The following is a 25,343-nucleotide window of genomic DNA, read 5'->3' as shown; positions in this document are numbered from 1 at the left end:
AGATTGTATGTTTCTGTCTGACGAGTCCCTGCAGCGGCGCCCCGGAGGACGGATGTCTCGAAGCTTCAACCTGGCCGACCTGTTCGAGATCGTGGCCGACGCGGTCCCCGACAAGCTCGCGCTGGTGGCGGGCGAGTCACGGCTGACGTACCGGGAGCTCGACGAACACGCCAACCGGATGGCGCATCATCTGGCGGCGGCGGGCGTGGGGCCCGGCGACCACGTCTCGATCCTCGCCTACAACCGGGCCGAGTGGCTGGAGACCCAGATCGCGGCCTGGAAGATCCGCGCGGTGCCGGTCAACGTCAACTACCGCTACACGGCGGACGAGCTGGCCTACGTGATCGCGGACTCGAACTCCGTCGCGCTGGTGGGCGAACGGTCGCTCATCGCGCGGCTCGGTGAGGCGCGGAAGACGCTGGCCGACCTGCGGCATGTCGTGGTGCTCGACGACGGGTCGGACGACGAGGTGCCGGACGCGGTGCCCTATGCCGAGGTGGCCGCGGCCTCAAGCGCGCGTGACTTCGCCGAACGGTCGAGCGACGACCTCTACCTGCTCTACACCGGCGGAACGACCGGTATGCCCAAGGGCGTCATGTGGCGCTGCGAGGACATCTTCATCGCCGCGATGGGCGGCGGCAACATGATGGGAGACCCGGTCTCCTCGCCCGAGGAACTGGCCGGCAAGGCCAAGGACGGCGGCCTCACGACGATGGTGTGCGCGCCCATGATGCACGGCGCGGGCATGTGGGTGGCCTGGGCGTCCCTCACGGCGGGGTCGACGGTCGTGCTGTGGTCGGAACGCAGTTTCGCGCCGGAGCGGGTGCTGTCGGTCGCCGCGGCCGAGAAGGTCCAGGTGCTGCTGCTGGTCGGCGACGCCATGGCCCGCCCGGTCGCCGATCTGCTGGCGGCCGAGCCGGGGGCGTACGACCTGTCCTCGCTCATCGTCATCGCGACCGGCGGCTCGGTCACCTCACCCGACGTCAAGGCCAGGCTGCAGGAGTCCGTGCCTTCGCTGATGCTGATCCTCGACGCGTTCGGCGGATCGGAGACGGGCGCGTTCAGCCAGGCGGTCGAGCCGGCGGCGGACGGATCGCCGCGCTTCATGCCGCGCGACGGGAACGTGGCCGTGCTGGACGCCTCGCTGCGGCGGATCGCGCCGGGCTCGGACGAGATCGGCGTCGTGGCCCGTACGGGCCGCATCCCGCTGGGTTACTGGAACGACGCGGACAAGACCGCCAAGACCTTCGTCACCGACGACGAGGGCACCCGCTGGGCGCTGCAGGGCGACATGGCTCGGCTGGACGCGGACGGGGCGATCCTGCTGCTCGGCAGGGGCTCTCTGGTCATCAACACCGGCGGCGAGAAGGTCTTCGTGGAGGAGGTCGAGGCGACGCTCAAGGCACATCCGGCCGTGTACGACGCGCTCGTGGTCGGGGTGCCGGATGAACGGCTGGGGTCACGCGTGGCCGCCTGCGTCTCGTTGAGTGAGACCGTCTCGTTGAGTGAGACCGTCGCGGTCGAGGAGCTGGTCGCGCACTGCCGCAAGACGCTCGCCGGATTCAAGGTGCCGCGTGACATCCAGATCGTGGACGAGGTGAAGCGGTCTCCGGCGGGCAAGGCCGACTACCGCTGGGCCAGGAGCGTCTGTGCGTGACGTAGTGAAGAAACAGTCGGGCATGTATGTTTCTTGAGCCCCATCGTTCCGCGGAGGACAACCCCAGATGAGTGACCAGCCGAAGATGAACCCCGACAACCTCGGGGTATGGAGCGACCCGTTCGACTTCAAGGTCGAGCGCGAGCGCACGATCGCCTACGCGAAGGCGACCAACGACGACAACCCCCGCCACGTGTCCGGTGAGCTGGCGCCGCCCGTCTTCGCGATCGTCCCGGTGTTCCAGGGCATGATCGACCCGCTGTTCAAGGTCGTGCCGGACAGCCTGATCCCGTTCGTGGTCCACGGCGAGCAGGACATGGTCTTCCACCGGCCGATCGTGCCCGGCCAGACCCTCGTGTCGCGCGCCAAGGTCACCGGCTACGCGTCGAAGTCCTCCGGCACCACGGTCTCGCTCAAGCTGGAGACCCGCGCCGACGGCGAGCTCGTGAACGAGCAGTGGATGGTCTCGTTCTTCCGCGGCTTCTCGGCCGGGGAGACCGTCGGCGAGCACGCCCCGGCGCACACCCTCGACGAGGCCCTGCGCGGCGGCGCCCCGGTGGCCGAGGTCACGCAGCACGTCGACGACGACCAGACGTTCCGCTACTCCGAGGCCTCCGGCGACCCGATGCCGATCCACCTCGACGAGGCGTTCGCCAAGTCCATGGGGCTGCCCGGCATCATCGCGCACGGCATGTGCACGATGGCGTTCACCTCCAGCGCGGTGATCGAGTCGGTGGCCGGCGGCGACCCGGCCCGGCTCAGGCGGCTCGCGGTGCGCTTCTCCAAGCCGGTGCTGCCGGGCCAGGACGTCACCACCCGCATCTGGAGCAAGGACGCGAACACCTACGCCTTCGAGTCCACGTCCAGCGGCGGCGACCTCGTCATCAAGGACGGCCTGGCCGAGCTCGGAGAGTAGGACCCGTCATCAGGTCCGCGAAAGCGCCGGCCAGCAGGCGATGGCCCCGCGAAGTGAGGTCGTTCTCGCTGTAGTTCGCGGGGTCCGCCATGCCCGGAAGGCTCCACGCGTCAACGCACAGCGCGTCGTGCGCCGACGCCTCCGCGCGGATGGCCTCGCTCGCGGCGCGCATCCGGTCATGGATCATGGGGACCAGCACCGCCGGAACGTGCAGCCGTTCGGCGACGCCCGGCAGGGTGCAGGTCAGCAGCGTGGCCGACATCGCGGCGAGCCCGTCGAACAGCCACTTCAGATCGCTGCCGAAGCGGCACTCCTCGAACCCGGGGTCCTGGACGTCGGTCAGGCCGACGGTGACACTCACCAGGTCGGCCCGGAGCCCGGGCACGGCCGGGAACTGGTCGTCGATGATCTGCGCCACCGTCGCCGGGCCGGCGCGCAGATCGGTCAGGGCGCAGGGACGCCCGGTCCGTTCGGTGAGCGTGCGGGCCAGCTGGGCGGGCCAGGTGGTCTCCGGATGACGTCCGGCGCCGGGGCTGTCGCCGAGCGCCACGTAGATCGGCCAGGCCATGGGCGGCCTCCCGTCAGGAGGGGTGCCGTTCTGCCCATGACACTCGTCCTCCACGAGCCTCCTGGCAAGGGCGCGGGCAGCGCCGTCCGGCACGGTCAGTGACCCAGGTCAGGTGAGCAGGGTCAGGTGAGCAGGGTCAGGTGACCAAGGTCAGGTGACGGGGACGGTCTCGTGCGCCGGGCGACGGTGCTCCAGAGCGGCGCGCAGCTGGGCGCGGCCTCGGTGGATGCGGCTGCGGACGGTGCCGAGCTTGACCCCGAGGGACGCGGCGATCTCCTCGTAGGTGAGGCCCTCGATGTCGCACAGCACCACGGCGGCGCGGTATTCGGGCGCGAGGGCGTCGAGCGCGGCCTGGATGTCGGCATCCAGATGGCGTTCGTCGTAGGCCTGCGCGGGGCTCGGCTCGCGGCCCTGGAGGCGTTCGGCGGCGTCGTCGCCCAGCGCGTCGAACCGGATCCGCGCCTTGCGGCGGGCCCGGTCGAGGAAGAGGTTGGTGGTGATCCGGTGCAGCCAGCCCTCGAACGTGCCGGGGCTGTAGGAGGACAAGGATCGGAAGACCCGGACGAACACGTCCTGGGTCAGGTCCTCGGCGTCGTGCCGGTTGCCGGTCAGGCGGTACGCCAGCCGGAACACCCGTGTCGAGTGTTCGCTGACGATCTCCTCCCACGTCGGAGGCGTCCACGCCATAGCGCCTGCGCTCACCACTACCCCCGTCTGATACGAAATCGTTACGGCTTAGCATGCCGGTACCCGGATAAGAGCCGTGTAAGAGCGATCCGGCCTGGCCAGGTTCGGCGCCTGCGCACAGTGATACGGATATGCGGAGCGGCTGGTTCACCTGGGGTTTCCGTGCCGGACGCGCGGGACTCAGCGGCCGAGCGTGACGAATCGCACATTGGCGCCGGGGCGTGTGACCCATGTCATTGGATTGTTTGTCAACAACAATTGAATACTCATGGTCCGGATGACGATGATCGGGTGACCGTACGACCACCCGGAGGCAGTGGCATGGCGCGAAGCTACAACCTGGCCGACCTGCTCGAAATCCTGGCCGAGGCCGGCCCGGACCGCCCTGCCCTGGTGGCGGGAGCGGAACGCCGCACCTACAAGGAACTGAACGAGCGGGCCAGCCGCGTCGGCCACCATCTGGAGGCCGCCGGGATCCGGCCGGACGAGCACGTCGCGATCCTCGCCTACAACCGGGCCGAGTGGATCGAGAGCATGCTCGGGGTCTTCAAGGTCCGGGCGGTGCCGATCCCGGTCAACTTCCGGTACGTGGCCGCCGAGCTGCGGCACGTCCTGTCCGACTCCGACTCGGTCGCGCTCATCGGGGAGCGCTCGCTGCTGGCCAGGGTCGAGGAGATCAGGGGCGACCTGCCCCGGCTGCGGCACGTGGTCGTGATCGAGGACGGCTCCGCGGACGAGATCCCCGGCGCGGTCGAGTACGAGAAGGCGCTGGCGGAGGCGTCTCCGGGCGACGACTTTCCGGAACGTTCGAGCGATGACCGCTACATCATGTACACGGGCGGCACGACCGGCTATCCCAAGGGCGTCGAGTGGCGCTGCGAGGACATCTTCTTCGGGGCCCTCGGCGGCGGGAACGTTCTAGGCGACCCGATCGGCAGCCCCGAGGCCCTCGCCGAGAACGCCCAGCAGCCGCCGATGGCCGTGCTCGACTGCGCTCCCGTCATGCACGGCGCCGGCCAGTGGGTCGCGTTCATGGGGCTCTTCAGCGGAGCCAAGGTCGTGCTCTACACCGACCACGCCTTCGACGCGGCCGAGGCGCTGAACCTCCTGGCCGAGGAGCAGGCGAACGTCATGATGCTGGTCGGCGACGTGATGGCGCGGCCGGTCGCCAAGGAGCTCGCGGCCGGTTCGTACGACACGTCCTCGCTCTTCGCGATCGCCTCCGGCGGCGCGCCGCTCACCGAGAGCGCCAAGGACGCCCTGAAGGAGCACCTGCCGAACGTCATCTTCCTCGACAACTACGGAGCCTCGGAGACCGGCGCCACCGGACCGTCGGTCGGCGGCAAGGAGGGCACCGCCCGGTTCATGATGAAGCCTGAGGTGAGCGTTCTCGACGAAGACCTCAGGCCCGTCGCGCCCGGCGAGATCGGCAAGCTGGCCCGCCGCGGCCACATTCCGATCGGCTACTACAACGACCCGAAGAAGACGGCCACAACGTTCTTCACCGACGCCGACGGCACTCGCTGGTCGGTCCCCGGCGACTTCGCCACGCTGGAGGAGGACGGGACGATCACGCTGCTCGGGCGCGGCTCGCTGGTGATCAACACCGGTGGCGAGAAGGTCTATCCGGAAGAGGTCGAGGTGGCACTGAAGGACCACCCCGACGTCTATGACGTGGTCGTCGTGGGCCTGCCGGACGAACGGTTCGGCCAGCGGGTCGCGGCCGTGATCGCGCCGCGTCCGGGGACGAGCCCGACGCTGGAGGAGCTCACCGGCTACCTGCGCGGGCGCGTGGCGGGCTACAAGCTGCCGCGCCAGATCCACCTGGTCGACGAGGTCCAGCGCACCGCCGTCGGCAAGTCCGACTACAAGTGGGCCAAGGGCGTCTTCGCCGACGCCGCCTCGTAACACCTGTCGAAGTCCTCCAGAACGGCGGGCCACGTGCAGCGCACGGGCTCGGTGGCCCGGTTGTGCGCGGTGATCCGGTGCCGTAGCCGATGGTCGCCCGTCAGCCGCAGCAGCGCCGCCGTCAGCTCGGGGAACGTCCGGCCGAGGAGCCCCTCCCGGCCGGACTCCACGAAGTCGGCGACCCCGCTGCCCGCCTGCGCCACCACCGGCAGCCCGGCGAGCCGCGCCTCCAGCGCGGCCAGCCCGAACGACTCGCGTGCCGCCGGCGCCACGAAGACGTCGGCGTGGGCGAGCACGACCCGGATCGCGGAACGGTCGAGCCGGCCCGTGAGCCGTACCCACCCGGTCATCCGGTGACGGCGCAGGTAGCGCTCCATCCTGGCGCGCGCCGGGCCGTCACCCACGATCGTCGCGCGGATGGGCACGACCGCGCCCACCTCGCGCAGCAGCCGCAGCAGGTTCATCGGCTCCTTGCGCGGTGCCAGCCTGCCGACCGCGACCACGTGGAGCGGGTCGTCGGCGTCCGGCGCCGTCCTCAGCCGCATCGGCGCGCAGGCGAAGTCGTGCCAGCGCGAGGTGTCGATCCCGTTCGCCACGACCCGGACCGGCAGCCTGCCGGCCACGACCCGGCGGATCGGCGCGGCGGCGGCCTCGCTCACCGCGGTCACGACCAGGCCGTCGGCGGTCTGCGCCCAGCCCGCGAACAGCGCGCGGTAGACGCCGCGGCTCACCGGTCCCCACAGGCTGTGGACGGTGAGCACGACCGGCACCGCGGCCTGCCGCGCCTGCCGGACCGCGCGCCAGGCGAACGGCGAGACCGCGCCCGCGTGGACGTGCACGACGTCCGGCTTGCGTTCCGCCAGCACGGGCCGGATCGACCGGCCGACCGGCAGGTCCCAGGGCATCGGCGTGACGAGCCGGTCCACCGGCGGGCGCTCCGCGACCGGGCGGCCGGGGGCGTACGGATCGCCGGCCGTGAGCGCTCCCTCAGCCGGGGGAACGCCCGTACGGCACGGGGTGGCGGTGGCGATCGAGACGTCGTGGCCGACGCTGAGCTGCGCGCGGGCCAGTTCGTCGACCTGGACCTCGATGCCGCCGAGCCGGGGCAGGAAGCAGTCGCTCACGTGGAGAATCCTCACCCCACCGAAGTGTCGGTCGCCGCGGGCCCCGCACGGCGCCCCCGCGATCCTGGTGGCCCAGGTTTGACCGAACGAAGGCCTCGCCTTCACGCCGGTCAGGGAATCCTGATCTCGTGCGACGGACCTGCGTCTTCTTCCATGCCCATCCCGACGATGAGGCACTGCTCACGGCGGGCACGATGGCCCGGCTCGCGGCCGAGGGGCACCGCGTCGTGCTCGTGGTCGCCACCGCCGGAGAACGGGGGCTCGCGGCGGACGCCGGTGCCGCTGCCGCTGCCGCTGCCGGAGAGGATCGTTCGCTCGGTGACGTCCGTACGGCCGAACTGCACGCGTCGGCGCGCGTGCTCGGCTGCGCCAGGGTGGTGTGCCTCGGCTACGGGGACTCCGGGCTGACGGGGAACGCACCGGGCGGTTTCGCGAACACCGACGTGACGGAGGCCGCCGCCGGCCTCGCCGCGCTCCTCCGGCAGGAACGCGCCGACCTGCTCACCGTGTACGACCCGGCGGGCGGCTACGGGCATCCCGACCATGTCCAGGTGCACCGTGTCGGCGTCGAGGCGGCGCGGCTGGCCGGGACACCGCTGGTCCTGGAGGCGACCGTCGACCGTGATCTGCTGCTGCGCGTCCTGCGGCCGCTCGCGCGGTTGCGGCTCGTGCCCCGCGCGCTGGACGTGCGGAGCTTCGAGGGCGCCTACGTCCCGGGCGACCAGATCACGCATCGCGTCAAGGTCGCGGCGTACACCGGCGCCAAGCGCGCCGCGATGGAGGCGCACGCGACGCAGGCCACGGGCGGCGACTCGATCCGCACGCTGGCGGCGTTGCTCAGGCTGCCGCGCCCGCTGTTCCGGCGGGCGTTCGGCACCGAGTGGTACGTACGCCGTGACCTGCCGGCCGGCACCGCCCTGGACCATCCGCTGGACGCCCCGCCGCTGACACGGCGAGCCGCGTGTCCCCTCACCGCGACGGGTGATGCGGCAGACGGTTGAACAGGCAGACGAGGGCCGTTCTCTCCACCGTCTCGTTGCTCGGCGCCGCGGCGCTCCTGATCGCCCTTCCCTACGTGGTGGGGGTGGACTGGAAGGGCATCCGCACAGAGATGGGCCACCTCAGCGCCATCGAGGTCGCCCTGCTCACCCTGGTGTGGCTGGCCGGCCTCGGGGCCTACACGTTCGTGCTCACGGCCTCGCTGCCGGGGCTGACCCATCCGCACGCGTTCATGCTGAACGCCGTCGGCAGCGCGGTCAGCAACCTGCTGCCGTTCGGTGGCGCGGCCGGTGTCGCCGTCACGTTCGCCATGGCCCGCGGCTGGGGGCACGGCAACGCGGCGATCGCGGTGTCCACGCTCGTCACCGGCGTGTGGAACGTGCTGTCGCGGCTGCTGCTCCCGGCGGTGGGCATCGTGGCGCTGCTGATCACGGGAGTGCTGCCCGACCCGCGGACGGCGGGGATGGCGGCGCTCGCCGCCGCCGCGCTGGTCGGCATCGTCGTGCTGCTGGCGCTCGCCCTGCGTTCGGAGGCGGCGGCGCGCACGGTCGACCGCTGGCTGCGCACCGTCGCGCTGCACCTGCCGCACCGGCCACGTGCGCTGATGTCGCGTGCGGACGGCGCGATGCTCGACGTACGGAACAAGACCGTCGGCGTGCTGCGCACTTCCTGGCGGAGCCTCACCGCCGGCATGGTCGCCTATCTGACGCTGCAGGCGCTGCTCCTGAAGGGGTGCCTGGTCGCGGTGGGGGCCGAGATCGGGATCGCCGAGGTCGTCGCCGTCTTCGCCATCAACCGGATGCTCACCACCGCCGTCATCACGCCGAGCGGGGCCGGCATCAGCGAGACCGGCACCGCCGCGCTGCTGGTGCATTTCGGCGTGCCCGCGGCGCCCGCCGCCGCCACGACGATCCTTTACTCCTTCTACACCTATGGGATCGAAATGCCCACCGGCGGCCTCGCGTGGGCAGGCTGGACACTGCGGCGGCGCCGAAACCACAACGGTTCTTCCGCCCCGAGCCGAACCTTGGTCAAGAAATGATGCCGCCGCTACGAGAGTGTCTTGGGGCGAATCGTGCGCATAACAACCTCATGGGGAGAGAACGGTTGATACCGCTCGCGCAGCGGTATCGGATGCTCTCCGTCATGGGCAGTGGCGGCATGGGCACCGTATGGCGAGCCCACGACGAAATGCTCGACCGGGACGTCGCCGTCAAGGAAGTGCACCTCCCCGACCGCCTGACCGTCGGCGAACGCCGCATGATGTGCCGCCGCCTCATCGACGAGGCCCGCGCCACGGCGGCGCTCCGGCATCCGGGCGTCGTCGCCGTGCACGACATCGTCATCGAGGACGGCCGTCCCTGGATCGTCATGGAGTTCCTCGACGCCCGGTCGCTGCACCAGATCGTCACCGAGGACGGTCCGCTCGCCCCGCACCGCGCCGCCGAGATCGGCGTGGCGGTGCTCGGAGTGCTGCGCGCGGCGCACGACGCCGGCATCCTGCACCGCGACGTGAAGCCCAGCAACGTGCTCGTCTGCGACGACGGCCGCGTCGTGCTCACCGACTTCGGGCTGGCCGTGCACATGGACCAGGGGCGGGAGATCGCCGACACCATCGTCGCCGGGATCGAGGGATCGCCCGCGTACCTGTCGCCCGAACGGGTGCGCGGCGAGCCGAGCGTCGAGGCGTCCGACCTGTGGTCGCTGGGCGCGACGCTCTACGCCGCCGTCGAGGGCCGTTCGCCCTTCCTGCGCTGCCACGCGCTGGCCTCGATGGTGGCGGTGCTCATGGGGGAGTACGAGCCGTCGGTGCGCGCCGGTCCGCTCACCCCGGTGATCGACGGGCTGCTGCGGCAGGATCCGGGCGACCGGCTCACGCTGGCCGAGACCGCGCACCAGTTGACCGACGTCGTGCGCGCCGGAGACGTGTCGGAGGTGGTGGCCGCGCGAGCCCCGGAGGTCGCGGGCGCCGCGGGCGCCGCGGAGGTGGCGAGGGCGGCGGGCACCGCGGAGGGATCGGGCGGGGACGCCTCGTTCTGGCGCGGGGCGCTGGCGATGATCACGGCGGCCGACCGGCGGCCCCGGATGGGGATGGTCGTCAGCGTGGCGACGATCGCCTTGCTCGTCGGTGCCATGGGCGCCTGGGCCGCGCGCTGGAACTCGGTGGGCCAGGGCGCCGCGATGCGGCTGCTGATGCCCCGCTCGGCCCCGCCGGCGTCCACGAGCGTCAAGTACCACGAGGACGGCTACACGGTCGAGGTCCCGGCCGGCTGGCGGCGTGCGCGGTCGCCGCAGGGCGTTCAGTGGAGCGACCCCGAGACGGGGCAGGTCCTGCGCATCTCGCCGGCGGTGGGCAACGCGCTGGAGGGGCTCCGTGCCGCCGAACGCAGGGAGGTGAACGAACGGACGTACCCCGGCTATCGGCGGTTGCGCCTCGAACCCGTGCCCGATCTCTCGAAGGACGGCGCGGAATGGGAGTTCACGTGGGGGAGAGACCAGCACGGCCTGCGCACCCGCGCGGCCGGCCATGAGTTCTCCTTCGTCGCGCCGGAGACCCGCTGGACACCCGGCCAGCGGCAGTACGACAAGATCCTTCAGACCTTCCGGCCCGAGCGGATCGTGACGCCGAGCCCGCAGCAGAAGCGGTGGTGAACGGGGGCTCAGGTGGTCTGCTGCACCCTGAGCAGGAACTCGGCGTTGGACGAGGTGTCCTTCATCTTGTCCAGGAGCAGCTCGACGGCCTGCTGGCGTTCGAGACCCTGCAGAACGCGGCGGAGCCGCCAGCTGAGGGCCAGCTCTTCGGGGGCCATCAGCAGCTCATCGCGGCGGGTGCCGGACGCCTCGATGTCGACCGCGGGGAAGATGCGCTTGTCGGCCAGGCTCCGGTCGAGCTTGAGCTCCATGTTGCCGGTGCCCTTGTACTCCTCGAAGAACACGTCGTCCATGCGCGAGCCGGTCTCGACGAGTGCGGTGGCGAGGATGGTCAGCGAGCCGCCGTTCTCGATGTTGCGGGCGGCGCCGAAGAACTTCTTGGGCGGGTAGATCGCGCTCGCCGCCACGCCGCCCGCCAGGATGCGGCTGCTGGAGGGGGCCGCGAGGTTGTAGGCGCGGCCGAGCCGGGTGATGGAGTCGAGCAGCATGACCACGTCGTGGCCGAGCTCGACCAGCCGCTTGGCCCGTTCGATCGCCAGCTCGGCCAGGGCCGTGTGGGCGTGCGCGGGCTTGTCGAAGGTCGAGTGGATGACCTCGCCGCGGACGGTCCGCTGCAGGTCGGTGACCTCCTCGGGCCGTTCGTCGATGAGGAGGACCATGAGGTGGCACTCGGGGTTGTTCTCGGCGATGGAGTTGGCCAGCGCCTGAATGATCATCGTCTTGCCGACCTTGGGCGGCGACACGATGAGGCCGCGCTGGCCCTTGCCGATCGGCGCGACGAGGTCGATGACGCGGGTCGCCATGGCCCCGGTGTCCAGCCGCAGCCGCTCCTCAGGGAACAGCGGCGTCAGCTTGCCGAACTCGGGCCGGCCGGCCGCGTCGCCGGGCGGGGTGCCGTTGATCGTTTCGACGTGGACCAGGGCGTTGTACTTCTCCCGGCCCGAACGCGGGGTCCGCGCGGTGCCGGCGATGGCGTCGCCGACGCGCAGGCCGTTGGCCTTGACCTGGGCGAGCGACACGTAGACGTCGTCCGGGCCGGTCAGGTAACCGCTGGTGCGCACGAACGCGTGCTTGTCGTCCACGGCGAGGATGCCGTGGAAGGGGATGACCAGGTCGTCGGTCTTGGGGGCCTGCCGGTAGCTCGTGGACGCCTGCGGGGGCACGGAGTGCTTCGCGGTGGACGCCACGGCAGCCGTCGGTTCGGCCGTGATCGTGGTGTTGGGCATATGTGTCCCTTCTGCGCGCCTGAGGGAAGCAGAAAGCAGCTCGGTTCGCCGGGCTGACGGTGGCTCCCTCGGTGCGGTGGCCCAGGCCTTAAATTCCCTGGGCGGTCATTGATGGGGAACTCGCATCTCCGGGCACTCAGATGGCCCGGGCGGGGAAGGACACCTTCGTTGCTTCATCGGTGTGAGTGACGGATCACGAAGGTGTTGCCTAGACAGTACAGCACATCGTCCTCGTCGCGCATTCCCGGGCGCCGGTGATCTGGTTCATGAACGGTTCGACTCCGAGATCAGGTCCCGGGTTCCCCGAAGGGGCCCGGGACCTGCGAATTCGAGCGGGCCGGTCGTTCAGTCGTCCGCGGGCTCGGGCTGCACGGAGACGACCCGGAACGAGCCGTGATCGATGACCGCGTCCTCCAGGCAGCCCCGCAGCCGCCGCAGAGCGTGCTCGCCCAGCGCGGGCCGCACGACGAGCGCGTACTGCCGGTCGCCGATCGGCGCGAGCCCGCCCTTGTCCAGATAGGGCCTGGTCGAGCCCCGGCAGTACTCCCACAGCCGCGTGGCGAGCGGGTCGACGGAGGCGGCTCCGGTCGGGCCGTGGGTCCTGGCCTCGATGACCAGCGTGCTGGCGGCGGCGTCGACGGGCGAGTCGGGCCGGTCCTGGGTGTGGTCGGCCATCTCGACGACGGCCGGCACGGCCAGTGCGAGGACCGCCAGCATGCCCGCCGCCACCTTGAGCCGGCGTCGCCGGTCGGGGCCGGGCGGAGGCGACAGGTCCGGCGCGCCCGCGAGGACGCCGCCCGGCGGAAGGGCGAGCGACGCCGGTGCCCGCACCTGGCCGAAGGCGGCCCCCCGCTCCTGGGGCGCCCGGCGGGAGGAGCCGCCGAGCGCCGTCGCGATCCGTTCCACGAGCGCCGCCAGGCCCGACACCACGATTCCCGCGCCGAGCAGCACGGGGATGAAGACCTTGTACGACTCCTGCTCCGGCGCCAGCCATCGGAAGGCCGGCGTCTCCGCCGCCTCGTCGCCCGCCGCGTACGGCCGCTCGGCGGGCGACGGGACGGCGGCCAGCCGGGACCCCTGGACGCCTGGCCGCGCGGGCCGGTCCTGCGCGTTCTCGATGAGCACGGTCAGCCGTCGCTCAAGCCGCGCCAGCCGATGCGCGCCCGCGACCGCGAGCAGCACGATCAGGCTGATCAGCAGGAGCTCACCGGCCATCAGGGCGCGCTGCCACTCCCAGCGCGCCAGGTAGACCACGACGTAGCCGCCCGTGAACACCACCATCGCGCCCAGTCCCGCGTAGATCAGGCGCCTGGTGCCCCTCATGCCACCGACTCCTCGCCCGGCCGCTGGTCGGCGACCCGCGCGAGGATCTCGACCCGGCCGGTGTCACCGTCCACCAGGATCTCGGTGCCCGGCGGGAAACGATCGAGCGCGCCGCGGAGCCCGACGACCGTCGGTACGTCCAGCTCGCGGGCGAGGATCGCCAGGTGTGACAGCGGGCTGCCGGTCTCGGCGACCAGCCCGGCCAGCTTCGGCAGCACGGCCGCGAGGGACGGCCGGAGGGTGTCGACGACGAGCACCGATCCCGCCGGGGGAGCGTCCGGGCCGGAGTGCACCGGCCCGGAGCCCCGGCCACCGCCCGCCGGACGCGCCCCGTCCCCTGTCGGCGCGGCCTCCGCCACGATCCGGTCGCCTGCCAGCCGGAACACGGCCGGCAGCGGCGCGGTGCGCGGCGGTGCGGGACGGCGCCCGACCTCGGCGGGCACGGGCCCGCCGTCAAGCGCGGCCTCGAGTTCGTCGAAGCGCAGGGCCCGGACGAGCTCGGGCGACGGCAGCGTGCCCGCCGCCGCGAGCCGCTGCCCCGCCGTCCAGGCGAGCCGTGCGCCGAGCTCCTGCACCCAGCGGATCCGCAGGCGGAGCAGCTCGCGCGGTGGCAGCGCCCCGGCGGCACCGGGCGGATCGAGCGTGTCGGCGGGCACGGCCGGAAGGTGCGGCGCGGGCGTGATGGCGGGCGGAGTCAGGACGAGGACGGCGGGTTCGGCGGCCAGGAGCCGCACGTCGTCCTGGCCACGGGCGCGGCCTCTTCGGAGCGCGGCCAGCCCCTGTGCGGCCGCGCTGCCGCTGCCGGTGCCGGTGCCGGTGCCGGTGCCGGTCTCGCCGGAGAGCAACGATCCCGCCAGCGCCTCCTGCCCGTGCAGGGCGGCGAGGGCCGCCCGGGTCCAGCGCAACGCCGCGATCAGCTCGGCATCGCCGATCTCGGCGGGCGGCGGCACGGCCGCCAGGTCGGCGTCGACCGCCGCCGCCGTCTGCGCGGCCAGGTCGGGCAGATCGGCACGGAGCCGTCCGACGCGCCACGCCACCGACAGCCGGCGCACGGCGGGCATCGGATTGAGCAGGTGCAGCCGTGACCGCCGCCCGGGAGCGGCCCCCAGCCGCCGCAGGTCGGCCGCCGCGCGGCCGCCGACCGCGAGCACGGTCGGGCTCTCGCGCAGCTCGCGCCGGGAGACCGCGCCGGCGGTGGCCAGCGCCTCGCCGATGCCGTGGTTCAGCGGTACGAGCCAGAGATCCTCCTCCAGCGGGGACAGCGGATCGGGCAGCGTCTCCGCGACCGGCCCGGGGCCGAGCAGCCTCGCCCGGCGCGGCGGGACGGGAGCGAGCGCGGTCACCGGGCGGCTCTGCAGCAACCAGAGCCGCCCGTCGTGGTCGAACGCGAACTCCACGTCCTGCGGCCCGCCGAAGACGGCCGCGGCCTTGGCCGCCAGCCGGGCCAGCGCCCGCAGCTGCAGCCGGGTCAGCGGCCCCTCGTCCGGCGCGACGCCGGCGCCGGGCGCAGGACCGTCGTGGGACGTGCCGTCGTCGTGCTCGACGCTGATGATGTCGTGCTCGACGCTGATGATCCGGCCCCGCCGGGTGAGCGCGTAGCGGGTGCCGTTGACCTCGCCACCGACCAGGGCCTGCGGACCGCCGGGCACCGCCGAGACGATGACGCGGTCCGTCCGCCCGTCCACCGGGTCGGCACCGAACATCACGCCGCCCGCCGCCGCGGTCAGCTGCGGCTGGACCAGCACGGCCATCGTGCCGGGCTCGGCGGACGACTCCATGACCGCGCCGGCGGCGGCCACGAACGGCTCCCAGCCCGTCACGTCGAGCACCGAGACGAACCGTCCGGCCATCGAGGAGACCGCGCCGTCCTCCATCGTGGAGGACGATCGCACGACCAGCGGGAGCTCGCCGCCGCGGCTCAGCTTCGCCCAGGCCTGGCGCAGCTCGCGGGTGCTGAGGCCGGGAGCGGGACCGAGGCCGTCGGAACGTTCCGACCCGGCCCGTACCGGGATGACGAACCCGGGCAGCACGGGCAGGTCATGCCGTGCCGCGCGGGCGAGATTGGCGGCCTTGGCACCCGTCCAGTCGGCGGCGGACGCCATGGCGTCGTCGAGCTGAATGGTCCAGAAGACGCGTGTGCTTTGTGGCACCACGAACTCCGATCCTCGGGGCCGCCCGTCTCATTAGAATCCGCCGAACGCCCGATGAATTCCTCCCTCGTAAGGGGTGTCTTACGTCTCACCCCTGGGTGTACGTAGGACGGCGTGCCATCGTCCCCAGGGCGGAGAACCCCGGGCCCGGTCTCGGGGTCGTGCCCCCGGGTACGTACGATGACCGCGCCTCGTAGTGAGAAATGTGTGCGTGTGACCGAGGGGGAGCCGATGGCCGACGAGCAGGGGCTGCGCGGTGACGTGGCGGAAGGCGTCGGCACGATCACCATCGACCGGCCCGCCAAGCGCAACGCCATGACGGCGGAGATGTGGCGCGAGCTGCCCGTGCTGCTGGACCGGCTGGCGGCCGATCCCTCCGTGCGCGTCGTCGTGCTCACCGGCGCCGGCGGCGACTTCTGCGCGGGCGCGGACATCGGCGAGCTCGCCGACATCAACCGGCACGACGAGGGGCACCTGTCGACGAGGGCCGAAGAGGCGCTCGCCGCGTTCCCCAAACCGACCATCGCCGCCATCGAGGGTTTCTGCGTCGGCGGCGGTTGCCAGCTCGCCGCCGCCTGCGACCTGCGCTTCGCGGCGGAGGGCGCGCGGTTCGGCATCACTCCGGCCAAACTCGGCATCGTCTACCCGGCGTCGGCGACGACGCGGATCGTGCGGCTCGTCGGCCCGGCGGCGGCCAAGTACCTGCTCTACTCCGCCGACCTGATCGGCACCGAGCACGCCCTGCGCATCGGGCTCCTCGACGAGGTGGTGGCGGCCGGGTCGCTGCGCACGCGCGTCGCGGAGTTCGCCGCCACGCTCGCCTCCCGTTCGCTGCTCACGCAGCGGGCGACCAAGGAGATCGTCGACGCCATCGCCGCCGGTGACCCGGTGGAGCCCCGGGCCCGGGTGTGGCTGGAGGAGGTGGTCGCGGGCGGTGACGTGGCCGAGGGCGTCGCGGCCTTCCTCGAACGCCGCGAGCCGAACTTCACCTGGACTGAGCCGAGCCGTTGAAGGCCGACAGGTCGCAGAACCGGCTCTCGGGCAGGCCGTGCAGCCGTAGGGCCGCGTCCACCGGATCGGCCAGCAGGCGCGCCGGTCCGGCCTGGCGCAGTTCGGCGAGCGACAGCACACCGCACAGCATGGCCTCCGGCGTGCGGACGAGCACGAACGGGCCGACCTGGGCGCCGCCCATCTCGATGTCGTGCAGGCAGCACAGCAGCGCGTTCGCGGCCTCGGTCTCCGTGCCGTTCGGTGCGCCGCCGGACGCGCGCAGCCGCCGGACCAGGTCGATGAAGTCGCGTTCGAGCCCGCGGGGGCTGCGTCCCGAAAGGTAGTAGCGGGCCCTCCAGCTCGCGTCCTCGCCGGTGGGGTCGGAGAGCTCGACGCGCAGGCCGTAGCGTTCGGCGAACCGCTCGTACGCGCGGACCAGGCCGGACGGCTCCTCCCGGCCGTCGGTGCCGAGCCCGCCCGCCACCGTGTCGACCGGGTCGGCGCCGAGCGAGGCGGCGACGGCCTGGTCGAGGCGGCCGACCAGATGGCCGCGCAGCCGGGCCACCTCCTCGGCCAGCCGGTCGACGGAGTCGCGCTGCTGGGTGAGCCGCGTGTTGATCTCGGGCAGCATCCGGTCGTTGATCTGGGTGATCAGCGACCGGATGCGGGCATCGGTCTCCCGCAGCGACTCGGCATGCGTGACCTGGCCCGCCGCGAGCCGTTCGAGCTGCTCACGCTGGACGGCGCGGAACTCCTCCAGCTCCTCGCGGGTGCCCTTGAGCGCGGTCAGCTGGGTGCGGATGTCGGCGATCTCGGGCGCCGTTCCGGACCGTTTCCTGTCGAACGACAGATAGAGCTCGCGGCCGGCGATCGCCAGGCAGAGGAGGATGAGAATCGCGGTCATGGCGCCCCTCCAGAAGGGCATTGTTCTGCCTGGCAAGATAGAACACCATGTCCGAGCCCGACAGTCCGAAACCCCGGGAAGGCGACAGGATGGCGTTCGACGACGAGGATCTGCGGCTCGCCGTGTACCGGGGTTTCGCGGAGACCGGGCGGGCGCCGGAGCCGCGGGAGCTGGCCGAACGGTTCGGGGCGAGCCTCGAAACCGTGCGCGACGGCCTGCGCGCCCTGGCGGATCTGCGTCATGTCGTGCTCGACGACGAGGACCGCGTGCTCATGGCGCACCCGTTCGCGTCGATCCCGCTGGGCTTCGCCGTGATGGGGAGATCCACCCTGTGGTGGGGCGGCTGTGCCTGGGACTCGTTCGCGCTCGCCCATCTGCTGCCGGACGAGCCGGACGTGCTGGTCTCCACGCGCTGTCCCGGCTGCGACCGGGCGCACGCCTGGGTGGTGGGCCGGGACGCGCCGCCGGACGGTGAGCAGGTCGCGCACTTCCTCGTCCCGGTGACGCGGATGTGGGACGACGTCGTTCACACCTGTGGACACCAGCGGCTCTTCTGCGGCGAACGTTGCGTTGACGTCTGGCTCGAACGTTCCGGCAACGAGCGCGGCTACGTCATGGACCTGGCGACGTTGTGGCGCCTGGCGCGCGGATGGTACGCGGGTCGCCTCGACCGCGGATACACCCGTCGCGAGCCCGCCACGGCCGCCGCCTACCTCCGCGAGGCCGGGCTGAGCGGCCCGTTCTGGGGACTGCCCGCAGAGCAGGGCTAGGAACGGTTGAGGTAGGCGAGGACGGCGAGCACGCGCCGGTTGTCGTCGCCTGCGACCACCAGGTCGAGCTTGCTGAAGATGTTGGCGGTGTGCTTGGTGACGGCCCGTTCGGTGACGACGAGCTGCTGCGCGATCGCCGCGTTCGAGCGGCCCTGGGCCATCAGCTCCAGGACCTCCAGCTCGCGCGGCGTCAGCCGGCCCAGCGGCTCGTCCCGGGTGCCGCGCGCGACGAGCCGCGAGATGACCTCCGGGTCCATCGCGGTGCCGCCCGCCGCGACCCGGCGGACGCCGTCGACGAACTGCTCGGCGTCGAACACCCGGTCCTTGAGCAGGTAACCGATCCCGCCGCTGCCGTCGGCCAGCAGCTCGCGGGCGTACAGCTGCTCGACGTACTGCGACAGGACCAGGACCGGCAGGCCGGGCACCTGGCGCCGCGCCTCCAGCGCGGCCTGCAGCCCCTCGTCGGTGAACGACGGCGGCAGGCGCACGTCGACCACCGCCACGTCCGGGCGGTGGTCGAGCAGCGCCTTGAGCAGCGAGGGGCCGTTGTCGACCGCGGCGGCGATCTCGAAGCCGTGCGATTCGAGCAGGCTGACCAGGCCCTCTCTCAGGAGGGCGAGATCTTCGGCGAGGACAACTCGCACGGCAGCTCCAGGGTCACGATCGTCGGGCCGCCCGGCGGGGAGTTCAGGGCGAGTACGCCGTCGAATGTACCGATCCGCCGTTCGATGCCTCGCAGGCCCGTGCCGCCTTCGAGGGAGGCGCCGCCGTGGCCGTCGTCGGTGACGGTGATCCGGAGCATGCCCTCCTCGTAGCGCAGGTCGATCCAGACGCGGCTCGCGCCCGAGTGCTTGGCGGCGTTGGTGAGGATCTCCGACACCGCGAAGTACGCGGCCGACTCGACCGGCGGCTGGGGGCGGCCGGGCAGCGTGGAGACGACCTCGACCTGGAGCGGGTGGTCCAGGGCCAGTGCCTTGACGGCGTCACCGATGCCGCGGTCGGCGAGGACCGGCGGATGGATGCCCCGGACCAGGTCGCGCAGCTCGTGCAGCGCCTTGGCCGACGACTGGCGCGTCTCGGCGAGCAGCAGCCGCGCCTTGGCCGGGTCCCTGTCGAGAAGGTGCTCGATCGCGCCGAGCGTCATCCCCATCGCGACCAGGCGGGCCTGGGCGCCGTCGTGCAGGTCGCGCTCGATGCGGCGCAGCTCGGCGGCCGACGCGTCCACGGCCTCGGAACGGGTCTCGGTCAGGTGGCGGACGCGCAGTGCCAGCCTCGACTTCTCGGTCGGCCCGAGGAGCAGCTGCCCCCACCGCCCGTACACCTGGAGCAGGCGCGGGCCGGACAGGAAACCGGCGGCCATGAAGACCGTGCCCAGGACCACCGTGGCCGTCATCTTCGCGTTGTCGTCGGCGTAGCCCTTCTGGATGTGCACGAAGCCGTACCACTCGTTGCCGCCGAGGTCGGTGATCACGCTGCCCATGCCGCCGGCCAGGGCCAGGCCCCACAGGCCGTAGGCGACCAGGTAGAACGGCAGGGCCGCGGTGAAGAACACCACGATCGGGTCAGCGAGCAGCCAGGCGAGGTCGCGCCAGGTGGCGGGGTCCGAGGACAGCCGCACGAACCGGTTCCACTGGCCGGCGAAACCGGCCTCCTCCTCCTGGGGCTCGGGCAGGTACGGCCGCTCGATCCGGACGCCAGTCCACTTGCCGATCAGGTCGCGGTAGACGTCCACGAGCGCCCGGGCCAGCAGGACCACCGGTGGCACCATCAGAATGCCGACCACGCTCGTCACCAGCGAGAACGAGGTGATCAGCAGCACCGAGAGGGCCATCGCGGGAAAGGCGAGCAACCCCAGCCGAAACCCGCGCCACGGCGCCCTCAGCCGCTCCGCCGCCCACGTCTCCTTCGCCAACTCACCGCTCATCGTGCTGCCTCCGTGCCTCGCCCGTCGTCCGGAGTCCAGTCTCCGGCGGCGCGGCGCCGCCCACAGTGTGCCCGCAACCCGGACATGGGGTGTACCTGGGTACACCCCGGCGTTCCCCGAGGACGATCTATTCGCGGGCCCGCGTTCCGATCCCTCGGCAAAGGCGGCGCCCGGATTGGGTATCGCGCGATGAGGGCGGCGGCCCGTTCCCCAATCATGGCGCTGACACGCAAGCGCACAGGGGGGCCGCGTCATGGTGGACAGGGAGAAGCGCCGGCCGGATCCGAACGGCGGCACGTCGCCGGAAGGGATCGGCCCCGGCCCCGGCTCCGGCTCCGGTCCCGGCTCCTGGCGCGCGGCGGTCGGCGCGGAGCTGTTCTGGATCGAGGAGACCTGTTCCTGCGCGACGCTCTGCCAGGAGGAGACCGCGCGGGTATGGCGGGCGGTCAACCTCTTCCTGGCCGGGACCGCGGTGCTGGCGTCCGGCGTCGCCGGCAGCATGGTGCTCGCCCGCAGCCGGTACGAGATCGCCGCCGGAGCGCTGGCCCTCGTGGCCGCGCTGTTGTCGACGCTCATCGGGATGCTGGGCCCCGCCCGCCGGGAGAGCCAGGCGATCGAGTCGGCGAAGGCGTTCGAGGCGGTGCAGGCGCTGGCCCGCCAGGCCCGCCAAGTGGATCTGCCCGCACAGTACTTCGAGCAGGCGCGGGAGGCGCTCGCCACTCTCACCGACCGCTGGCAGGCGGTCAACCAGTCGGCGGTGCCGGTCTCCCGCTGGGCGCGGCTGCGGATCAGGAAGCGGACCGCGGATTCCGATGCCAGGGAGGAACGGATGGCCGAGCGGATGAGCGAGATGGTCAGCGCCATCGTGCCGCCGCCCCGAGCCGCCGACCAGGTCTCCTGACGGCCGAACACACCGAACAACGGCTTCGCGCGACGCGCGGAGCCGTTGTTCGCGTTCACCGGCGAGATTTCGGACGGAAGGCCGGATCAGTAACGAGCCAGGTGGGGCCGGTACACCCACTTGCCGATGAGGTGCCTCTTGACGCCGCCGCGAAGCTTGACCCACCCGTGCGGCCGCTGGCATTTCGCAAATACGATCTTGCCATTGCGGAGCCGGCCGACGATCCTTCCTCCCGGCGTCCTGCGAACGTAGAGGCCACCCTTGGCCTCGACGGTGTAACGGCAGATCGCGGCCTGCGTCGAGGCGGCGGCGGGCTTCGCGGCGGGTGCCTGCGTGGTCGCGGCCCCGGCGCCGCTGGAGGTGACCAGGGCGGCTCCGCTCATGGCCAGCCCTGAAATGGAGAGTGCCACCCCAGTGCGAATGCTCGTGCGCATTTCTTCTCCCTCGTAGTACGAGATTGGCGTATTACCACAATCTCCTCGGAGGGAAAGCTGTCCCTGTTTTTATGACGATAGACCTCATGCCCGGCAAACAGTATGTAGATCCCGCAGTAAAATGAGCACAATGTCCGGAATGGACATAAAAATGGGGTGTCGTTCCGTCAGAGGGAGACGAACGCCAGGCCGCGCTTCTTCAGCTTGGGGATGGCGCCGCGCAGCGCCTTCACCGTCTGCGACCGGTCGCCGCCGCCGTCGTGGCAGAGCAGGATGTCGCCGGGGCCGCACTTGACGAGCGAGCGACGGATGCTGCCCACGCCCGGCCTGGTCCAGTCCTGCGGATCGACGGCCCAGTCGACCGGCAGCATCCCGTGCTCACCGATGATGTCCAGGGCCGCGGGCGACCAGTTGCCGCCCGGTGCCCGGAAGAACGTGGGAACGACACCGGTCACCTGCGCGATGCGGTCGTGCGCTTCGACGATCTCGCGCCGTACCTTCTTGGTGGACAGGCGGCCGAGCGAGAGGGGATGGGTCATGGTGTGGTTGCACACCTGGTGACCCGCGTCGGCGATGCGCCGGGTGAGCTGGGGGTACTCGACGACCTGCTCGCCGATGATGAAGAACGTCGCGCGGACCTCGTGCTCGGCCAGCAGGTCGAGCACCTGCGGGGTGTAGAGCGGGTGCGGGCCGTCGTCGATGGTCAGCGCGATCGTCTTCGGCGGTGGCGGCGGGACCAGATCCTGCAGGTCGCGCAGCGGCTTGCGCGGCTTGGCCGTGGTCAGCCGGGCCGGCGACCAGGACGAGGCGCGCGGGGCCGGCGGAACGGGCGGTGCCGGCGGCTGTGTCGTGGGCGGCACGGGCTGCGTCGGCGTAGCCGTGCCCGTGGACGCCGGCGACGAGGGATGTGCCACCGGACGCGGCCGGGGCACGGTCGTCTGGGGTGGTGCCGGATCCGGCTTGGCGGGATCGAGCACGCTGTCGGCGCCCAAGGCGAAGAAGCCGGCCGCGCCCAACAGCCCGAGCGCCTTCCGGCGAGATGGCCCACTCGACTCGAGATCCCCCACAAGGCAACGTTAGCGGGGTTTGTGCGTGTTGCGCGGTGCCAGTCAGATCACAATCGGTTCAAGTGAACGGCGGACGGGAGCCCGCCGTTTGGTTCAGGGGGATGCATGAGCGCGGCACCCGCCGTCGGTCCACTGCTCGGCCTGGTCCTCGTCGTCCTCACGGTCGCGGCGGCGTGGCTGGTGCGGCTCGGCGGGCTGGGACTCGGCCGCGAGGTGGTGGTCGCGGCGGTGCGCGCGACCGCGCAGCTCGCGGCGGTCTCGCTGCTCATCGCGGCGGTGCTGCGCAGCGCGGGCTGGACGGCGGTGTTCGTCGCGGGCATGGTGGTGATCGCGGCGGCCACCGCGGGCCGCCGGATCACCGGTGCGACGCGCGGCCCGGCCTGGTGGGCGATGCTGCCGATCGTCGCGGGCGTCGCGCCCGTGCTGGGCCTGCTGCTCGCCTCGACGCTCGTGCCGCTGCGGCCGGTCGCGGTGCTGCCGATCGCCGGCATCTTCATCGGCGGCGCCATGACGGCGTGCGCGATGACCGGCCGGCGCGCGCTGGACGAGCTGCGCACCCGCCGCGGCGAGTACGAGGGCGGGCTCGCACTCGGGCTGCTGCCGCGCGACTCCGCGCTGGAGGTCTGCCGGTCGGCCGCGGCGCTCGCCCTGATCCCCGCCCTGGACCAGACCCGCACGGTCGGGCTCGTCACCCTCCCCGGCGCGTTCGTCGGCGTGCTGCTCGGCGGCGCCGACCCCATCGAGGCCGGCGCCACGCAGCTGCTCGTGCTCGTCGGCCTGCTCGCGATCGAGGCCGTCGCGGTGCTCATCACCCTGGAGCTGGTGGCCACCGGCCGGTTGGCCGACGACCGGGACGGTTGACGGACGGCTAGTCCACGGCGGCGAGGGCGTCGATCTCCACGAGCATCTGCGGGAGCGGCAGGTCGACGAAGACGGTGGTGCGGCTGGGCAGCACGCCGCTGGGGCAGTGCTCCCGGACGAACTCGTCGTACGCCTCGTTCATCGGCCCGAAGTCGTCGCGCTTGGTCAGGTAGCAGCGGAACATCAGCACGTCCTCGACGCTCGCGCCGCCCGCCTCCAGGATCGCCCGGACGTTCTCCAGCGTGCGCCGGGTCTGCGCCTTCACATCGCCCTCGTGCACGAACGCGCCGGTGCCCGGCTCCATCGAGCCCTGGCCCGACACCTGCAGCAACGGTCCCTTGCGAACGCCCTGCGAGAACACCGGCAGCGGTGCGGGGGCGGCCTCGGTCCTGATGGCGGTCTTGTCGCTCACACTCTCTCCTTCTCGAATCCGCAGTCGGCGGAGATGGCCCGGGTCGTGGCGAGCAACTCCGGCAACAGCTCCAGCACCTGATCACGATTCAACACGACGTCCGGCACCGAGATGGACGCGGCCGCGAGCACCCGGCCCTCGCCGCCGCGGATCGGTGCGGCGATGCAGCGGATGAACGTCTCGTGTTCGGCGTCGTCGACCGCGTGGCCCTGCCTGGCCACCTTGCGCAGCTCGGCCAGCAACTCCTCGGGGCCGGCGATGGTGTTGCCGGTGAAGCGGGTGTAGTCGACGCGCGCCACGATCTCGCGCCGCCGCCGCTCCGGCAGGTCCGCGAGCAGCACCTTGGCGATCGCGGTGGCGTGCAGCGGCATCCGCAGGCCGACCCGCGAGTACATCCGGATGGCGTGCCGCGAGTCGTACTTGTCGAGGTAGACGACCTCGCCGCCCTCGTACACCCCGAGGTGGACGGTGTGCCCGGTCGCCTCGTTCAGCCGGGCCAGATGCGGCCCCGCGATGCCGCGGATCCCGCGTTGCTCCAGCGCCGCGCCCGACAACGCGAACAGGCGCGACCCGAGATGGAAGCGGTGGCCTTCGCCGCGGTGGACGAACCGTTCCTCCTCCAGTGGCCGCAGCAGCCGCAGGACCGTCGTCTTGTGCACGCCCACCGTGGCGGCGAGCTCGTCCAGCGTGCGCGGTCCCTCGCCCAGCTCGATGATGATCTGCAGGGCCCGTCCGAGGCTCTGGCTCATCGCTTCGCTCCCCCTGATCCGATGCCGAACCCCGCCGCGCTGACCGTGGTCGCGGCCCATTCGCCCGGCGCCGCGTCGAGCAGGGTCCGGACGAGCGCGGCGGGCGGCGGCGGCCCGTGGTCGCCGTGCACGACGAGCGTCGCGGCGGCCGCGAGGTGGCCCAGCCGCAGGCACTGCCGCAGGCCGTGACCGCGCAGCGTGCCGGCGAGGTAGCCGGCGGCGAACGCGTCGCCCGCGCCTACCGGCTCGACCGTGTCGACGCGCAGGGCCGGTTCGGTCACCGTCGCCGAGTCAGGTCCAGGCCGGGGGATCGCGGTGGCGTGGTGGGCGTCGTCCTTCACGACGAGCGTCGCGGGTTCCGGCAGGAGGGCGCGCAACTCGGCCGGATCGCTCGTGCCGAGGACGGCCCTGGCCTCGTCCGCGCCGAGCAGCACGATGTCGGCGGCCTTCAGCAGCGGCACCAGGACGCCGGGATCGGCGTCTCGCCACAGGGCGGGCCGCCAGTTGAGGTCGAAGCTCACCAGTTGGGTGCGGGTCCGGTCGTGCAGGAGCGTCCGTACGAGGTCGAGCGCGCCCGGCGAGAGCGCCGCCGTGATCCCGGACAGGTGCACGAGATCGGCGTGGGACAGCACGCGGGTGACGGAGGGTTCGTCGAGCAGCGCGGGACTGAGCGCCGAGCCCGCCGAGCGCGCGCGGTAGTAGTGCAGGACGCTGCCGCCCTGTCCCGCCTCCTTCACGTACAACCCGGTGGGACGTCCGCGGTCGGTCAGCACCCCGCTGGTGTCGACGCCCGCGCGGGCGAGGTCGCGGACGATGCGACGGCCGAAACCGTCGTCGCCGACCTGGCCGACCCAGGCGGCGGGAACGCCGAGTGCGACGAGCCCGCGCGCGACGTTGGCCTCGGCGCCGCCGATCGAGTGCCGGAACGTGTCGACGTCCTCCAGGGGACCCGGCCGGTCGGGGAGGAGCGCCGCCATCGTTTCGCCTATGCAGACCGCCTCGGGCAAGCGTTCCATTCGACCCTTCCCGTGTCCTGCGGCCGTTGACCGCGACGCCACGGCGATGCTACAACCGCAGCAGCGCATAGTGCAATGCGCATTGCACATTGCGCAACATAGGAG

Annotated in this window: 23 protein-coding genes and 1 pseudogene; 10 read left to right on the top strand and 14 right to left on the bottom strand. The window is 72.0% G+C overall.

Annotation, left to right across the window (positions count from 1 at the left end; translation table 11 throughout):
- The first annotated feature begins 52 nt into the window (after window positions 1–52).
- Together ABD333_RS24625 and ABD333_RS24620 are read left to right on the top strand one after the other, a co-directional pair.
- Window positions 53–1,657: an acyl-CoA synthetase gene (locus ABD333_RS24625; RefSeq protein ID WP_344544539.1), complete on the top strand. Its 1,605-nt coding sequence runs from the start codon at window positions 53–55 to the stop codon at window positions 1,655–1,657.
- Window positions 1,658–1,724: 67 nt separating this feature from the next.
- A complete protein-coding gene (locus ABD333_RS24620; protein WP_344544537.1) occupies window positions 1,725–2,573 on the top strand; it encodes a MaoC/PaaZ C-terminal domain-containing protein in 849 nt (282 codons plus the stop codon).
- On the opposite strand, the gene ABD333_RS24615 is transcribed toward ABD333_RS24620, so the two are convergent.
- Entirely contained in the window at window positions 2,542–3,141 is a 600-nt protein-coding gene (locus ABD333_RS24615; RefSeq protein WP_344544535.1) for a GDSL-type esterase/lipase family protein, read from the bottom strand. The two genes, ABD333_RS24620 and ABD333_RS24615, sit on opposite strands and share 32 nt — an antisense overlap.
- 150 nt (window positions 3,142–3,291) lie before the next feature.
- Window positions 3,292–3,828: an RNA polymerase sigma factor SigE gene (gene sigE / locus ABD333_RS24610; protein WP_344544701.1), complete on the bottom strand. Its 537-nt coding sequence runs from the start codon at window positions 3,826–3,828 to the stop codon at window positions 3,292–3,294.
- Window positions 3,829–4,149: 321 nt separating this feature from the next.
- Here sigE and ABD333_RS24605 point away from each other — a divergent pair, with 321 nt between their 5' ends.
- Complete coding sequence (locus tag ABD333_RS24605; RefSeq protein ID WP_344544533.1) at window positions 4,150–5,736, top strand: acyl-CoA synthetase; 1,587 nt, start codon at window positions 4,150–4,152, stop codon at window positions 5,734–5,736.
- Here ABD333_RS24605 and ABD333_RS24600 read toward each other — a convergent pair.
- Window positions 5,694–6,860 (bottom strand): glycosyltransferase family 4 protein, encoded by a 1,167-nt coding sequence (locus ABD333_RS24600; RefSeq protein WP_344544531.1) that lies wholly within the window; start codon window positions 6,858–6,860, stop codon window positions 5,694–5,696. The two genes, ABD333_RS24605 and ABD333_RS24600, sit on opposite strands and share 43 nt — an antisense overlap.
- Before the next feature lie 128 nt (window positions 6,861–6,988).
- On the opposite strand from ABD333_RS24600, the gene ABD333_RS24595 reads away from it, so the two are divergent.
- The 3 genes from ABD333_RS24595 to ABD333_RS24585 are packed head-to-tail and all read left to right on the top strand — an operon-like array spanning window position 6,989 to window position 10,511.
- Entirely contained in the window at window positions 6,989–7,861 is an 873-nt protein-coding gene (locus ABD333_RS24595) for a PIG-L family deacetylase (protein WP_344544529.1), read from the top strand.
- Window positions 7,858–8,901 (top strand): lysylphosphatidylglycerol synthase transmembrane domain-containing protein, encoded by a 1,044-nt coding sequence (locus ABD333_RS24590; RefSeq protein WP_344544528.1) that lies wholly within the window; start codon window positions 7,858–7,860, stop codon window positions 8,899–8,901. Before ABD333_RS24595 ends, ABD333_RS24590 begins: the two co-directional genes overlap by 4 nt.
- Window positions 8,902–8,951: 50 nt before the next feature.
- Window positions 8,952–10,511, top strand: coding sequence for a serine/threonine-protein kinase (locus ABD333_RS24585; protein ID WP_344544526.1), 1,560 nt, complete (start codon window positions 8,952–8,954; stop codon window positions 10,509–10,511).
- Between the two features lie 8 nt (window positions 10,512–10,519).
- Here the strand turns inward: ABD333_RS24585 and rho are convergent.
- From rho to ABD333_RS24570, 3 genes and pseudogenes are all read right to left on the bottom strand, one after another.
- Window positions 10,520–11,629 (bottom strand): annotated as a pseudogene (gene rho, locus ABD333_RS24580) (transcription termination factor Rho); the annotation flags it as partial.
- 453 nt (window positions 11,630–12,082) lie between these two features.
- The gene (locus ABD333_RS24575) at window positions 12,083–13,060 is read right to left on the bottom strand and encodes a hypothetical protein (RefSeq protein WP_344544524.1); all 978 of its coding nucleotides are present in this window, start codon (window positions 13,058–13,060) and stop codon (window positions 12,083–12,085) included.
- Window positions 13,057–15,210, bottom strand: coding sequence for a PEP/pyruvate-binding domain-containing protein (locus tag ABD333_RS24570; protein WP_344544522.1), 2,154 nt, complete (start codon window positions 15,208–15,210; stop codon window positions 13,057–13,059). The genes ABD333_RS24575 and ABD333_RS24570 overlap by 4 nt, the downstream gene beginning before the upstream one ends.
- Before the next feature lie 213 nt (window positions 15,211–15,423).
- On the opposite strand from ABD333_RS24570, the gene ABD333_RS24565 reads away from it, so the two are divergent.
- On the top strand, window positions 15,424–16,221 hold the full coding sequence (locus ABD333_RS24565; RefSeq protein ID WP_344544520.1) for an enoyl-CoA hydratase/isomerase family protein: 798 nt from the start codon (window positions 15,424–15,426) through the stop codon (window positions 16,219–16,221).
- On the opposite strand, the gene ABD333_RS24560 is transcribed toward ABD333_RS24565, so the two are convergent.
- Window positions 16,196–17,104 carry a hypothetical protein gene (locus tag ABD333_RS24560; protein WP_344544518.1) on the bottom strand — a complete coding sequence of 303 codons (909 nt, stop codon included), beginning with the start codon at window positions 17,102–17,104 and terminating at the stop codon, window positions 16,196–16,198. The two genes, ABD333_RS24565 and ABD333_RS24560, sit on opposite strands and share 26 nt — an antisense overlap.
- 89 nt (window positions 17,105–17,193) lie before the next feature.
- On the opposite strand from ABD333_RS24560, the gene merB reads away from it, so the two are divergent.
- Window positions 17,194–17,874: an organomercurial lyase gene (merB, locus tag ABD333_RS24555; RefSeq protein WP_344544516.1), complete on the top strand. Its 681-nt coding sequence runs from the start codon at window positions 17,194–17,196 to the stop codon at window positions 17,872–17,874.
- Here the strand turns inward: merB and ABD333_RS24550 are convergent.
- Together ABD333_RS24550 and ABD333_RS24545 are read right to left on the bottom strand one after the other, a co-directional pair.
- Window positions 17,871–18,518 (bottom strand): LuxR C-terminal-related transcriptional regulator, encoded by a 648-nt coding sequence (locus tag ABD333_RS24550; protein WP_344544514.1) that lies wholly within the window; start codon window positions 18,516–18,518, stop codon window positions 17,871–17,873. The genes merB and ABD333_RS24550 overlap by 4 nt on opposite strands.
- On the bottom strand, window positions 18,482–19,798 hold the full coding sequence (locus tag ABD333_RS24545) for a sensor histidine kinase (protein ID WP_344544512.1): 1,317 nt from the start codon (window positions 19,796–19,798) through the stop codon (window positions 18,482–18,484). The genes ABD333_RS24550 and ABD333_RS24545 overlap by 37 nt, the downstream gene beginning before the upstream one ends.
- Window positions 19,799–20,051: 253 nt before the next feature.
- Between ABD333_RS24545 and ABD333_RS24540 the strand changes: the two genes are divergently transcribed.
- On the top strand, window positions 20,052–20,699 hold the full coding sequence (locus ABD333_RS24540) for an SLATT domain-containing protein (RefSeq protein WP_344544510.1): 648 nt from the start codon (window positions 20,052–20,054) through the stop codon (window positions 20,697–20,699).
- An 86-nt stretch (window positions 20,700–20,785) separates the two neighbouring features.
- Here ABD333_RS24540 and ABD333_RS24535 read toward each other — a convergent pair whose 3' ends face one another.
- A complete protein-coding gene (locus ABD333_RS24535; protein ID WP_344544508.1) occupies window positions 20,786–21,133 on the bottom strand; it encodes a hypothetical protein in 348 nt (115 codons plus the stop codon).
- A 167-nt stretch (window positions 21,134–21,300) separates the two neighbouring features.
- Window positions 21,301–22,149 carry a polysaccharide deacetylase family protein gene (locus ABD333_RS24530; RefSeq protein ID WP_344544506.1) on the bottom strand — a complete coding sequence of 283 codons (849 nt, stop codon included), beginning with the start codon at window positions 22,147–22,149 and terminating at the stop codon, window positions 21,301–21,303.
- Between the two features lie 156 nt (window positions 22,150–22,305).
- Between ABD333_RS24530 and ABD333_RS24525 the strand changes: the two genes are divergently transcribed.
- Window positions 22,306–23,061: an ABC transporter permease gene (locus ABD333_RS24525; RefSeq protein WP_344544504.1), complete on the top strand. Its 756-nt coding sequence runs from the start codon at window positions 22,306–22,308 to the stop codon at window positions 23,059–23,061.
- A 7-nt stretch (window positions 23,062–23,068) separates the two neighbouring features.
- On the opposite strand, the gene ABD333_RS24520 is transcribed toward ABD333_RS24525, so the two are convergent.
- Genes ABD333_RS24520 through ABD333_RS24510 form a run of 3 tightly spaced genes read right to left on the bottom strand, consistent with a single transcriptional unit; the run spans window position 23,069 to window position 25,238 of the window.
- The gene (locus ABD333_RS24520) at window positions 23,069–23,473 is read right to left on the bottom strand and encodes a RidA family protein (protein WP_344544502.1); all 405 of its coding nucleotides are present in this window, start codon (window positions 23,471–23,473) and stop codon (window positions 23,069–23,071) included.
- The gene (locus ABD333_RS24515) at window positions 23,470–24,222 is read right to left on the bottom strand and encodes an IclR family transcriptional regulator (protein WP_344544500.1); all 753 of its coding nucleotides are present in this window, start codon (window positions 24,220–24,222) and stop codon (window positions 23,470–23,472) included. The genes ABD333_RS24520 and ABD333_RS24515 overlap by 4 nt, the downstream gene beginning before the upstream one ends.
- Entirely contained in the window at window positions 24,219–25,238 is a 1,020-nt protein-coding gene (locus ABD333_RS24510) for a sugar kinase (RefSeq protein WP_344544499.1), read from the bottom strand. The genes ABD333_RS24515 and ABD333_RS24510 overlap by 4 nt, the downstream gene beginning before the upstream one ends.
- Between the last annotated feature and the right edge of the window lie 105 nt (window positions 25,239–25,343).

This window comes from Actinomadura fulvescens (assembly GCF_039533225.1).
Classification (GTDB): Bacteria; Actinomycetota; Actinomycetes; order Streptosporangiales; family Streptosporangiaceae; genus Spirillospora; species Spirillospora fulvescens.
Note: the sequence above shows the minus strand (reverse complement) of the source record. Positions and strands in the feature narration are given on the sequence as shown.